Consider the following 13,507-nt stretch of genomic DNA (forward strand, 5'->3'; position numbering starts at 1 on the left):
GGAACAATTAAAAATCTATCGCCCATTCTGCGTGAAACAGGATCACCGCCGAACCGGTAATGGTGACTTTTTCCGGCTGCTTTTCACGGATAGTCACCGTCACATCAACAATCCCGTCGCGCCCGAGCGCACGGCCCTGATGCCCCTGAACACGTAACGTTTTCCCATCATGCGCCATCAACCCATGGTGGACCAGCCACGCGCCCATTGGACCGTTGGCATTGCCGGTAACCGGGTCTTCCACAATACCAATAGCAGGTGAAAACATGCGGCCATCAGTGGCGTTTTCGCCCTCGCGGATTTGAAAAGGGAAAAAGCCGTTACAGCCAATTTGCTGGCTGATGGCGGTCAAAGCCGGTAAATCAGGGGAAAGGGCGTCAAGGTCCACCTCGGGTTTCAGTGGAATCATCACTTTCGAATGTCCGGTCGTGGCAACCTGAATGGGTAAGCCTGCCAGCATATCGTCTTCGCTCAGGTGCAGCGCATCGAGAATCGCAGTACGAACAGCACCCTCCAGCAGAGGTTCAAAACCCGGTTCACCTTGCTCAAGGCTAATGCGATAGTCGTTCCCGGTATCGTCAATATCCACCCGATGACGTCCGGCCAGCGAGGTTTGCCAGACCGTGCAGTTGCCCAGACCCAGCACCTTGGCCCGCACATAATGCGCTGCGACGGTAGCATGCCCACAGATAGGAACTTCGACCGTCGGGGTGAAATAGCGGATGCGAACATCGCTGTCGTCACTGGTCAGCAGAAATGCGGTTTCTGAATGACGCAGCTCGCGAGCGATGAGCTGCATCTGCGCGTCACTCAGTCCATCAGCATGTAAAACCACACCTGCTGAGTTGCCGCGAAAAGGGACCGAGGTAAAGGCATCGACGTGGTAAACCTGTGGTTTCATTAGTGTTCTCCCTGAAATGGAGAAGCATCATAACGTACAAAAAGCGGGATAGCGATGCAGGCCCGGTAAGCGCAAGCGCTACCGGGCATCAGAGTTCAATTATCGGCGGGAACGCACTATCTGATAGCGGCGAGTGAAGTACTCAAACGGCGCACTCCATACGTGGACCAGACGGGTGAACGGGAATAGCAGGAAGATAGTCATCCCCAGAACCAGGTGCACACGGAAAATCAACGCCACGCCATCCAGATGTGCAGATGCACCGCCCTGGAAGGTCACCACTGACTGCGCCCAACCAACCAGTTTCAGCATTTCACTGCCGTCAGGATGCTGTGCGGAGAACGGGATGGTGGTTAAGCCGAGGATACACTGAATCAGCAGAACGCAAAGGATCAGAATATCAGCGGTGGAAGACGTTGCACGAATGCGCGGGTTGGTCAGACGCCTCACCAGCAAACCTGCGCCACCAACCAGCGTCAGTACGCCACAAAGCCCACCGGCAATCATCGCCATCTGTTGTTTCACCGCAATCGGCAGGAACCAGGCATACATCCAGTGCGGCGTTAGCATGCCGAACAGGTGACCGAAAAAGATCCCCAGAATGCCGATGTGGAACAGGTTTGACCACAGCACCATGCCGCGTTTGTCCAGCATCTGGCTGGAAGAGGCGCGCCAGGTGTATTGCCCGTAGTCATAGCGTAGCCAACTGCCGAGGATAAATACCGTACCGCACAGGTACGGGTAGATATCGTAAAAAAAGACGTTCAGGTACTGTATCATTTCGGGCCTCCCGCGCTGACGTCGACATACTGCGGCGCAACGTCCTGGCTAAAGCGTCGTTGATAGTTTTGTAACGGTGAACTGTCGCAGGCGGTGGCGTTATCCTCGATAAACTTCACCTGTTCCTCTTCCCACACCGCATCCAGCGCCTGACGGGTATCATCGCGGGTTTCAGCACCAACCTGCTTAGTGACACTGTCACTTGAAAGAGGGCTTCCGGCAAGCAGCAGCAGTGCGTCAAACAGTTGATACCACGGCGTATCGCGCTGTTTTAAGCGCCCGCCCAACAGAGCCAGAATCGGTGCAACGTTCTGCAGTCCTTCTTTGGCCTGGTCCTCCGGCAACACGCTCAAATACTCCAGATACAACGGCAGGTGATCCGGTAGTTCGCGGCAGTCGAGCTGTAGCCCGACCTTTTCATACTGCGCCAGCAGATCAACCATCGCCTGACCCCGGTCACGGGACTCGGCGTGCACGTGCTCAAACAGCAGCAGAGAGGTGGCCCGGCCCCGGTCAAAGATTTCGCACCATTCCGCTTGTTTATCCAGCAGTGGCGCATTGAGCAATCCCTGGCTAAATTCGGTAAGCATGGGGGCATCGCTGGCCACAAGCGCCAGCGCGTCGTCTTTATACTCCCACAGCAGCTCGTCGGGATATTCCATCAGCAGGCCGATAACCTTCAGGATTTGCATTATTCACCCTCCGCTTTATCGCGCACTTCGGTGATGTCGATAGCATCGATACGGCTACTGTTAAAGAGGTTGAATTTGGTATCTGAGCCATGGCAGCCGTCACCGAAGGTAAATCCGCAGCCGTTTTTCTCCGGGAAGGCATCACGCGCCATTTCACGGTGGCTGGTCGGGATCACAAAGCGGTCCTCATAGTTGGCGATGGCCAGATAGCGATACATCTCTTCAACCTGCTCAACGGTCAAACCTACTTCCTCAATCGCGCGGGTGTCCGTCACGCCTTCCACTGTTTGCGCACGCATATAGTGGCGCATGGCCATCATACGTTTCAGCGCGCGCAGCACCGGACCGGTATCACCCGCACTGAGCATGTTGGCGAGGTACTGAACCGGAATTCGCAGCGACTCAACCGCAGGCAAAATGTTGCCATTGTGCGGCAGTCCGCCCGCGTCGGCGACCGACTGAATCGGTGACAATGGCGGTACATACCAGACCATCGGCAGGGTGCGATATTCCGGGTGCAGCGGCAGCGCTAGCTTCCAGTCCATCGCCATTTTGTAGACTGGCGAACGTTGGGCCGCTTCGATGACGTTGTGCGGAATACCTTGTTTTAACGCCTCTTCAATGACCGCCGGATCGTGCGGATTGAGGAACACATCGCACTGACGCTCATAGAGATCGGTTTCATGCTCGGTGCTGGCCGCTTCTTCGATGCGGTCGGCGTCGTACAGCAATACGCCGAGATAACGGATACGTCCAACGCAGGTTTCCGAACATACCGTCGGCTGGCCGGACTCAATACGCGGATAGCAGAAAATGCACTTCTCTGACTTACCGCTCTTCCAGTTAAAGTAGATTTTTTTGTACGGACAGCCGCTGATGCACAAGCGCCAGCCGCGACATTTGTCCTGGTCGATCAGCACAATGCCGTCTTCTTCACGCTTATAGATAGCACCGCTTGGGCAGGTGGCGACACAGCTTGGGTTCAGGCAGTGTTCACAAAGTCGCGGTAAATACATCATGAAAGTGTTTTCGAACTGACCGTACATCTCCTTCTGCATCTTCTCGAAGTTACGGTCGCGGGCACGTTTTGAAAATTCGCCGCCAAGCAGTTCTTCCCAGTTTGGACCCCAGATAATCTTGTCCATCCGCTTACCATCGATCAGCGAACGCGGACGCGCGGTGGGCTGATTCTTGCTTTCCGGCGCGCTATGCAGATGCTGATAATCGTAGGTAAACGGCTCATAGTAATCATCGATTTGCGGGATCACCGGGTTGGCGAAAATTTTGGTGATGACGCCCATCTTACCGCCCAGACGCGGTCTTATCTTGCCGTTAACATCGCGAACCCAGCCGCCTTGCCACTCTTCCTGATCTTCCCAGTTCTTTGGATAGCCAATCCCCGGTTTAGTCTCGACGTTGTTAAACCACGCATATTCCATCCCTTCACGCCCGGTCCAGACGTTTTTACAGGTGACGGAGCAGGTGTGGCAGCCGATGCACTTATCCAGATTAAGAACCATGCCTACCTGTGAGCGTATTTTCATTTTTTCGCCTCCTGTACCTGATCGCGACCTTCATCATCCAGCCAGTTAATATTTTTCATTTTTCTAATCATGATGAACTCATCGCGGTTAGAGCCGACCGTACCGTAATAGTTGAAGCTGTATGCCAGCTGCGCATAGCCACCTATCATGTGCGTGGGTTTCGGGCAGACGCGGGTCACCGAGTTATGGATCCCGCCGCGCATCCCGGTCACCTCTGAGCCAGGGATATTCATGATTCGCTCCTGAGCGTGATACATCATGGTCATTCCCGGTGGCACGCGTTGACTCACCACTGCACGCGCGGTGAGCGCACCGTTGGCGTTGAAGGCTTCAATCCAGTCGTTATCCTCAATGCCCAGCTCTTTGGCATCGGTTTCACTGATCCAGACAATCGGTCCGCCGCGCGACAGCGTCAGCATCAGCAGGTTTTCGCTATAGGTGGAATGGATCCCCCATTTCTGGTGCGGCGTCAGGAAGTTGAGCGCTTTTTCCGGGAAGCCGTTAGGCGGAACCTCGCGCATTTCACTGACGCTGCGGGTATCGATAGGTGGACGATACGCCACCAGACTTTCACCAAACGCTCGCATCCACGCATGATCCTGATACAGCTGCTGGCGACCGGACAGGGTACGCCATGGGATCAGCTCGTGGACGTTGGTATAGCCTGCGTTATAGGAAACATGTTCACTTTCCAACCCGGACCAGGTGGGGCTGGAGATGATTTTGCGCGGCTGCGCCTGGATATCGCGAAAACGGATCTTCTCGTCTTCTTTGTTCAACGCCAGATGCGTATGGTCGCGTCCGGTCATCGCCCCCAGCGCTTCCCAGGCTTTCACCGCCACCTGACCGTTTGTTTCCGGTGCCAGGGCGAGGATCACCTCAGAGGCATCCAGCGCGGTGTCAATCAGCGGTCGGCCTTTTGCCGGGCCTTCGCGCTTGGTGTAGTTCAGCTTGCCGAGGAAATCGACTTCCGCCTGGGTATTCCACGCAATGCCTTTCCCGCCGTTACCGAGTTTGTCCATGAGCGGGCCAAGTGAAGTAAAGCGTTCGTAGGTGGCGGGGTAGTCACGCTCCACAACGGCGATATTCGGTGCCGTTTTGCCCGGGAGGAGATCGCATTCGCCTTTGCGCCAGTCCTGAATGTCAAACGGCTGCGCCAGCTCTGCCGGAGAGTCGTGTTGCAGTGGTTGCAACACCACATCCGTTTCTTGTCCAAGGTGTCCGACGCAAACCTCAGAAAATACTTTGGCGATGCCTTTATAAATTTCCCAGTCGCTCTTCGATTCCCATGCCGGGTCGACCGCCGCAGACAACGGGTGAATAAACGGATGCATATCCGAGGTGTTCATATCGTCTTTTTCATACCAGGTCGCGGTTGGCAGAACGATATCGGAGAACAAACAGGTGCTGGACATACGGAAATCGAGCGTGACCAGCAGATCGAGCTTGCCCTCTATCGCCGCGGCCTGCCATTCAACCTCTTCAGGTTTAATACCCTCGCTTGAACCGAGCGCTTCCCCCTGGATCCCGCTTTCGGTACCCAGCAAATATTTGAGCATGTATTCATGCCCTTTACCGGAGGAGCCGAGCAGGTTAGAGCGCCAGACGAAGAGGTTGCGCGGATGGTTGTGGCCGTTATCTGGCTGTTCGCAGGCAAAACGAATATCACCTGACTTCAGCGCCTGTGCGGTGTATTGCGCAGGAGATAGCCCTGCTTGTTCGGCTTTTGCTTTAACGGTCAAAGGGTTGAGGTTAAGCTGCGGTGCAGACGGCAGCCAGCCCATCCTTTCTGCACGTACGTTAAAGTCAATCAAATGTCCGCTAAACTTCGACGCGTCGGCCAGCGGAGAGAGGAGTTCCTGCGCGGTGAGTTTTTCATAACGCCACTGGCTGGAGTGGTTATAGAAAAACGAAGTGCTGTTCATCTGACGCGGTGGTCGGTTCCAGTCCAGCGCAAAGGCCAGCGGCAACCAACCGGTTTGCGGTCGTAATTTCTCCTGACCCACATAGTGCGCCCAGCCGCCGCCGCTTTGTCCCACACAACCACAGAACACCAGGATATTAATCATCCCACGGTAGTTCATATCCATGTGATACCAGTGGTTGACGCCAGCCCCGAGAATGATCATCGAACGGCCATGCGTTTTGTGCGCAGTATCAGCAAACTCACGGGCGATCTGTTCGATATGACGGCGTGGCACCCCGGTAATTTGCTCGCCCCAGGCCGGGGTGTAGGCTTTCACTTCGCTGTAATCTTGCGCGCTATGAACGTCATCCAGACCACGATCGAGGCCATAATTCGCCAGCACCAGATCATAGACGCTCACCACCGGGCAACGGCTACCGTCAGCGAGGGTAAGATGTTTTACCGGCAGTTGACGGATCAGCACCGGTTCTTGTTTTACACTGCGAAAATGTGGGTTTTCGTTGCCGCCAAAATAGGGGAATGCCACGCCGGTCACTTCATCATGCTGACCAAGCAGCGAAAGAGAAAGTTCAGTTTCAGCGCCAGCCGCCAGTGGTTCCAGGTTCCATTTGCCTTTTTCCCCCCAGCGAAAACCGATAGATCCGTTCGGGACAACCAGTTCGCCAGCGCTGTTAAAGGCTACCGTTTTCCACTCTGGATTGTTGCTTTCGCCCAGACCATCGACAAGGTCTGAAGCACGCATCATGCGTCCAGGCACGTAGCTGCCATCTTCGCGGGCATCCAGTAAAACCAGCATCGGCATGTCGGTATAGCGACGACAGTAATTGAGGAAATAATCGCTGGGATTGTCGAGGTGGAACTCTTTCAGGATGACGTGGCCCATCGCCATTGCCAGCGCGCTGTCTGTCCCTTGTTTGGGTGCCAGCCACTGATCGCACAGTTTAGCGACTTCCGAGTAATCCGGCGTAATGGCAATCGTCTTGGTGCCTTTGTAGCGTACTTCTGTGAAAAAGTGCGCATCCGGGGTACGGGTCTGCGGCACGTTAGAGCCCCAGGCGATGATATAGCTGGAGTTATACCAGTCGGCGGATTCAGGAACGTCGGTCTGCTCGCCCCAGGTCATCGGTGACGCGGGCGGTAAGTCGCAGTACCAGTCATAGAAACTCAGACAGGTTCCGCCAATTAGCGAGAGATAGCGTGTGCCGGCGGCATAGGAAACCATCGACATCGCAGGGATCGGGGAGAAGCCGACCACGCGATCCGGGCCGTAGGTTTTCACCGTCCAGACGTTGGCAGCAGCAATCAGCTGATTAAGCTCTTTCCAGTTGGAACGGATAAACCCACCGCGCCCGCGTACCTGCTTGTAGCTTTGGCATTTTTGCGGGTCGTTCATAATGGATTCCCAGGCCAGCACCGGATCGGGCTGGCGGGAGAGGGCGTCGCGCCACAATTCGATTAAGCGTTTACGCACCAGCGGATATTTCAGGCGGTTAGCGCTATAGAGATACCACGAGTAGCTGGCGCCGCGTGGACAGCCACGGGGCTCATGATTTGGCAGGTCAGGACGAGTACGCGGGTAGTCGGTTTGCTGCGTTTCCCAGGTCACCAGCCCGTTTTTAACGTAGATCTTCCAGCTGCATGAGCCGGTACAGTTAACGCCGTGGGTAGAACGCACAATTTTGTCGAACTGCCAGCGCTGACGATAGCTGTCTTCCCAGTCCCGGTTGGTGTGCATCACTTGCCCGTGCCCCTCGGCAAACGTATCGCCCTTTTGTTTAAAGTAGCGAAAGCGGTCTAACAGTTTACTCATGACATAACTCCTGCTTCGATAATATTGCCGACGGTGAATCGAACTCCAGGCCTAATCCGGCCAACCTAAATGTCCGATCCTGCGGTATCCATTTTGTTATTTTTTTTGTGATTTACGGCCATAGACCAACCAGGTCACCAGCACGCAGACGATGTAAAACACGAGGAATATTTTCATTGCGCCTACTGGCGAGCCGGTCAATGCCAGCGATGAGCCAAACGCTTTAGGAATGAAGAAGCCCCCCACAGCGCCAATGGCGGAGATAAACCCCAGAGCGGCTGCAGTATCGGTTACCGCTTCCCGCTGAGCCTGTTCTTCAGTACCACCATGCAGCTTCACCCGATAAATTGTGATTTTGCGAAAGATCACCGCAATCATCTGGAAGGTTGAACCGCTGCCCAGACCCGCGGTCAGGAACAAGCCCATAAACACCAGGTAAAACGCGATAAAGCTACCTTCGCCCGAGCCGGGCAAAGTGAGAAACAGCAGGGCGCTGAACAGTGCCATAAAGATGAAGTTAATTAGGGTGACACGCACACCACCAAACTTGTCAGAGATAACACCACCCGCCGATCGTGCAAGCGCGCCGATGAAGGGGCCGAAGAACGCCAGTTGCAGGATATTCACGTCGGGGAACTGGGTTTTCGCCAGCATGGCAAAGCCTGCCGAAAAACCGATAAATGAACCGAAGGTGGCGAGATACAGCAGACTTAATAACCACAGGTGAAAACGTTTAAGTACAGGTAACTGGGAGGCAATTGAAGCCTTCGAGCTGGCAATGTCGTTCATTCCCATGCCCGCTGCCACGGTGGCTATCAGCAGTAACGGCACCCATATCCATGCTGCATTGGCCAGCGACAATAACGAGCCGTCAGCTTGCGGTACGCCCTGTACGCCCAAAAAGGTAAATATGGGCAGAAAGATCACCAGTGGCGCGATCAACTGCATCACGCTGACGCCGAGGTTGCCGAGACCACCGTTAACGCCTAACGCGCTGCCTTGCTTCGCTTTGGGGAAGAAAAAGCTGATATTGCCCATGCTGGAGGCAAAGTTAGCGCCTGCAAATCCGCACATCAGCGCAATGATTATAAATACTCCAAACGGAGTAGCGGTATTTTGCACGGCAAATCCGAGCCAGACGCAGGGAATAACCAGAATAATCGTGCTAAAAATGGTCCAGCGACGACCACCAAATATAGGTACCATAAAGGAGTAGGGTACGCGTAATATTGCACCAGAAAGAGATGGCAATGCCGTTAATAAAAACAGTTGGTCGGTGGTGAAATTAAAACCAATTTTATTCAGATTGACGGCTACGGCACTGAACAGCATCCAAACGCAAAACGCAAGAAGCAGGCAACTCACTGATATCCAGAGGTTTCTGCGCGCAATGTGCTTACCTTTATTTTCCCAAAAGCCGGGGTTCTCTGGTTTCCAGTCCGTTAAAAGATAACGATTATTTTTCTCATTTGATGATGACATATTATTCTCCATGCACATGCCGTTCATGAAAAAGAAATAAACGCATGCAGCGCCGCGCGGCTTCTTTTTAGAAACTATTGAAAAGTTTTAGGAATATTGACTGAAAGAATAGATAAAAAAGCGCAATAACGCGGCGTGATGGGAGAATTACACGTTGCTTAAGTGTTACTAATTGTAAACATAAAAGATGCATTGTTAATCCATCTATTACATCAAATAAATAACTCCTGCGTTATCATACGATCAAGATGACGATCGAATGCAGGATCGGCCATTTCCTCAATACCTAATATGTACATACCATCCAGGCCGCAGACTAATGCGATTAAGCGCCATGCGACGTCGGCGGCATCAGGCGCGGATGAGAACTCACCGGCTTTCTGTCCTTGTGTAATGATGTTGGCGGTTTCTTCGTGCCACATTCGCATGGTCAACAGGTAGGCGCTTTTAATTTCCGGATCTTTACCCGCAACAACCTGTGCTTCACGCCATAGCTTAATATAGGGTTCCAGACCACCATCTTCACTGCCTAGCATCGCATGCAGTCGCTCACGGAAACTGGCGTCTTCGCTGACCAGTTCGGCATCAAGTAGAGTGCGGATAAGGCGCACAAATGCCTGGGATTTGAGTTCGCCGGCAGAGGCGAAATGGTGATGTACCTGGCCCGTCGCGACGTGAGCTTCTGCAGCAATGCGTCGAACCGTCATGGCGGAAAATCCTTCTTCAAGTGCGACATGCATTGCTGCTTGCAGAATCACTTCCCGACGTTCATCCCGATTTAGATAGCTCATCATTCCTCCTGTACCCGTATAGATCGCAGTCTAACAAAAAGTTGGACATATGTTCAATTTTCCGTAGGATCGCTAAAGCTGGACATGTGTCCAGTTTTGGTTTCGTTAGGGAGTTTTATGTTTCGTCAGTGGTTAACGTTAGTCATTATTGTGCTGGTCTACATCCCTGTTGCGATTGATGCAACGGTGCTGCACGTTGCCGCGCCCACGCTGAGTATGACGCTGGGTGCCAGTGGCAACGAGCTGCTGTGGATCATTGATATTTATTCCCTGGTAATGGCCGGTATGGTATTGCCAATGGGTGCGCTGGGCGATCGCATCGGCTTTAAACGTCTGCTGCTGTTAGGCGGTGGATTATTTGGTCTCGCATCGCTGGCGGCCGCTTTTGCTCATAGCGCAAGCTGGCTGATTGCCACCCGGGCGGTATTGGCGATTGGCGCGGCGATGATTGTTCCGGCAACGCTGGCGGGTATTCGCGCCACGTTCTCTGAGCAACGGCATCGAAATATGGCGCTCGGCGTCTGGGCAGCGGTCGGTTCCGGCGGTGCGGCGTTTGGCCCATTGGTTGGCGGGATGCTGCTGGAGCACTTCTACTGGGGGTCCGTATTCTTAATTAATGTGCCAATTGTCCTGGTGGTAATGGCCTTAACCGCACGCTTAGTGCCACGCCAGGCCGGACGTCGCGATCAATCGTTAAATTTTGGTCATGCGATAATGCTGATTGTTGCCATTCTGCTGTTGGTTTACAGCGCTAAAACTGCGCTGAAAGGGCATACGGCGACCGTTGCCATCGCCCTGACGCTGTTAACCGGCGCTTTACTGTTGTGGCAGTTTGTCCGTATCCAGCTTGCGGCAGCTCGCCCGATGATTGATATGCGTCTGTTCACGCATCGCATTATCTTGAGCGGTGTAGTGATGGCGATGACCGCGATGATAACGCTGGTGGGTTTTGAGTTGCTGATGGCTCAGGAACTACAGTTTGTTCACGGTTTAACACCATATCAGGCTGGATTGTTCATGCTGCCTGTGATGCTGGCAAGTGGTTTCAGCGGACCGATTGCCGGTATGTTGGTTTCACGCCTTGGATTACGTTGTGTGGCAACGGCGGGCATGGCACTGAGCGCCGTCAGTTTTTACGGCCTGGCGATGACGGATTTCAGTAGCCAACAGGTACAAGCCTGGATTTTGATGGCTTTGCTCGGTTTCAGCGCCGCCAGTGCGCTCCTGGCTTCAACGGCGGCTATCATGGCAGCAGCGCCGGCGGAAAAAGCCGCGGCCGCTGGCGCCATCGAGACAATGGCTTATGAACTGGGGGCAGGACTTGGGATCGCTATCTTTGGCTTACTGCTGAGCCGTAGCTTTTCTGCATCGATTCTGCCGCCAGCCGGACTGAATCCGCAGGAAGTAGAACGTGCCTCATCGTCAATGGGGGAGGCGGTACAACTGGCGCACTCGCTCCCGTCGTCACTGAGTGAGGCATTGCTGACGGCTGCCAGAGAAGCGTTTACCTGGTCACATAGCGTGGCCTTAAGCAGCGCCGGCAGCATGCTTATCATATTAGCGATAGGAATGTGGTTCAGTCTGGCAAAGGTACAACGTTAATAACTAGTGAGCTAAATGACAGGGGTAATCCATCTCTTCGACTTCTTTCCCACTGAGTCGAGCGTATTGCCCCGTCAGTCTCCAGAACGCAGGCTGTGTTTCCGTATAGATCTCTGCCGCTAATATCAGGCGGCGGCGATCTACCTCATTAAGTTCCAGAAGTGTCCACGGAATAAAGTAGCGATCGCTGTCCGTCAACGTAAACCACAGTGGGCATCCGCAGCCGGAACAGAAGAACCGTTCACCACGGTTTGAAGAAGGAAAGTGCGAAGGTTCTGCCGATTCTGGCGACATCAGCGGGTGAGCGCTGGCTTCCAGATACATGGCGATGCCGCCTGACCATTTCTGACACAGCGTACAGTGGCAGGCATAGACATCCAGCATTTCGACGTCAACGGTAAAATGACTCTGTCCGCAAAGACAACGACCAGTGAATGTCTGCACGGCATACTCCTTATGACCGAGTCTACATTAAGAGAAAAAGCCAGCCCTTGAAGGACTGGCTTTGTATTCAGACTACAACAAAATTAGAACTGGTAGTTCAGACCAACAGCTACGATGTTGTCAGTTGACACTTTCGCTGCATTGGTGAAGTTGTTGTCATCCAGCAGGTTGATTTTGTAATCAACGAAGGTGGACATGTTTTTGTTGAAGTAGTAGGTAGCACCCAGGTCTACGTATTCAACCAGATCCTGGTCGCCGTAACCGTTGATGTCTTTACCTTTGGATTTCAGGTAAGCGATGGACGGACGCAGACCGAAGTCGAACTGGTACTGAGCAACAGCTTCAAAGTTCTGCGCTTTATCTGCAATACCAGTAACACCGGAGCCACCATAGGTGGTCATGTTGCGGGTTTCGGAGTAGGTGGTTGCCAGGTAGATGTTGTTCGCATCATATTTCAGACCAGCAGCCCATACTTCAGCGTTTTTACCGGAAGCCATGAAACCGCCGTTACCTACAGACTGTTTGTCGGTACGGTCAGATTTCGCATAGGTAGCACCTACGCCGAAGCCTTCATATTCATAAGTAGTAGACAGACCGAAGCCGTCACCGTTAGCTTCTTTCAGGTTGTCACGGTCATTTTTGCCCTGGTACTGAGCAGCAAAGTTCAGACCTTCAACCAGACCGAAGAAGTCGGTGTTACGGTAGGTTGCAACGCCAGTAGTACGGCCAGTCATGAATACGTCAGTCTGGGTCCAGGTATCACCACCGAACTCAGGCAGGACGTCGGTCCATGCGCCGATGTCGTATGCTACGCCGTAGTTACGACCGTAGTCGAAAGAACCGTATTCAGCGAATTTCAGACCAGCGAATGCCAGACGAGTTTTGTCGCTGTTGGAACCACCGGTGGATTCAGTACGGTTACCTTTGAATTCATATTCCCACTGACCAAAACCAACCAGCTGGTCATTGATCTGAGTTTCGCCTTTGAAGCCCAGACGCGCGTAGGTTTTGTCGCCATCGCTGCCGTTGTCGTCAGAGAAGTAATGCTGAGCGTGAACTTTACCGTAGATATCCAGTTTGTTTGCGTCTTTGTTATATACCTCAGCTGCGTTTACCGCACCTGCCGCCAACAGGCTAGTCACTGCCACTGCAACTAATTTAAGTTTCATTCTAAATAATCCTTATAATTTTTTCTTGGTGTGTTTCCTAAACCATTGCTAAACGAAGGGGTTCGTCAATGGCAAACTATTTTTAAATGACGCAGTGGTATAAGTTCAATAATAAGTTTCATAATATTGCGAAATATTTGAATTTGTGTGATCCAGATCTACATAATATAGCTGATTGTATTAATCTTTATATGTGACAAATCTGAATGGGTATATTTACGTAGGGGACTATTGTGCCGTCTATGGTTTAAATGGCGTTAGTCACGCAGGTATAATATATACATACTGAGGAATATAGATAAGCATGCAATATTTTCGGGAGTTAATTAATCACCAATTATTTAACATTAAATTAAACAAAAATA

General features: G+C 52.8%; 10 protein-coding genes. 1 reads left to right on the forward strand and 9 read right to left on the reverse strand.

The window, feature by feature from the left end; genetic code table 11:
- Window positions 1-7: 7 nt before the first annotated feature.
- From SK35_RS12525 to SK35_RS12555, 7 genes are all read right to left on the reverse strand, one after another.
- On the reverse strand, window positions 8-901 hold the full coding sequence (locus SK35_RS12525) for a PhzF family isomerase (protein ID WP_048214175.1): 894 nt from the start codon (window positions 899-901) through the stop codon (window positions 8-10).
- A 99-nt stretch (window positions 902-1,000) separates the two neighbouring features.
- On the reverse strand, window positions 1,001-1,681 hold the full coding sequence (gene narI / locus SK35_RS12530) for a respiratory nitrate reductase subunit gamma (RefSeq protein WP_003833047.1): 681 nt from the start codon (window positions 1,679-1,681) through the stop codon (window positions 1,001-1,003).
- Entirely contained in the window at window positions 1,678-2,373 is a 696-nt protein-coding gene (gene narW, locus SK35_RS12535; RefSeq protein WP_048214176.1) for a nitrate reductase molybdenum cofactor assembly chaperone, read from the reverse strand. Before narW ends, narI begins: the two co-directional genes overlap by 4 nt.
- The gene (gene narH / locus SK35_RS12540; RefSeq protein WP_008784807.1) at window positions 2,373-3,917 is read right to left on the reverse strand and encodes a nitrate reductase subunit beta; all 1,545 of its coding nucleotides are present in this window, start codon (window positions 3,915-3,917) and stop codon (window positions 2,373-2,375) included. The genes narW and narH overlap by 1 nt, the downstream gene beginning before the upstream one ends.
- Window positions 3,914-7,654: a nitrate reductase subunit alpha gene (locus tag SK35_RS12545; RefSeq protein ID WP_048214177.1), complete on the reverse strand. Its 3,741-nt coding sequence runs from the start codon at window positions 7,652-7,654 to the stop codon at window positions 3,914-3,916. Before SK35_RS12545 ends, narH begins: the two co-directional genes overlap by 4 nt.
- 96 nt (window positions 7,655-7,750) lie before the next feature.
- Window positions 7,751-9,136: a NarK family nitrate/nitrite MFS transporter gene (locus tag SK35_RS12550; protein WP_008784805.1), complete on the reverse strand. Its 1,386-nt coding sequence runs from the start codon at window positions 9,134-9,136 to the stop codon at window positions 7,751-7,753.
- 212 nt (window positions 9,137-9,348) lie between these two features.
- Window positions 9,349-9,927, reverse strand: a complete 579-nt coding sequence (locus SK35_RS12555) for a TetR family transcriptional regulator (RefSeq protein WP_048214178.1) — start codon at window positions 9,925-9,927, stop codon at window positions 9,349-9,351.
- A gap of 117 nt (window positions 9,928-10,044) precedes the next feature.
- Between SK35_RS12555 and SK35_RS12560 the strand changes: the two genes are divergently transcribed.
- The gene (locus tag SK35_RS12560; protein ID WP_048214179.1) at window positions 10,045-11,529 is read left to right on the forward strand and encodes an MFS transporter; all 1,485 of its coding nucleotides are present in this window, start codon (window positions 10,045-10,047) and stop codon (window positions 11,527-11,529) included.
- Between the two features lie 3 nt (window positions 11,530-11,532).
- On the opposite strand, the gene SK35_RS12565 is transcribed toward SK35_RS12560, so the two are convergent.
- Together SK35_RS12565 and ompD are read right to left on the reverse strand one after the other, a co-directional pair.
- Complete coding sequence (locus SK35_RS12565; protein WP_088732456.1) at window positions 11,533-11,913, reverse strand: GFA family protein; 381 nt, start codon at window positions 11,911-11,913, stop codon at window positions 11,533-11,535.
- 143 nt (window positions 11,914-12,056) lie between these two features.
- Window positions 12,057-13,142, reverse strand: coding sequence for a porin OmpD (gene ompD / locus SK35_RS12570; protein WP_048214180.1), 1,086 nt, complete (start codon window positions 13,140-13,142; stop codon window positions 12,057-12,059).
- Between the last annotated feature and the right edge of the window lie 365 nt (window positions 13,143-13,507).

Source organism: Citrobacter sp. MGH105 (assembly GCF_001037485.2).
Classification (GTDB): Bacteria; Pseudomonadota; Gammaproteobacteria; order Enterobacterales; family Enterobacteriaceae; genus Citrobacter; species Citrobacter portucalensis.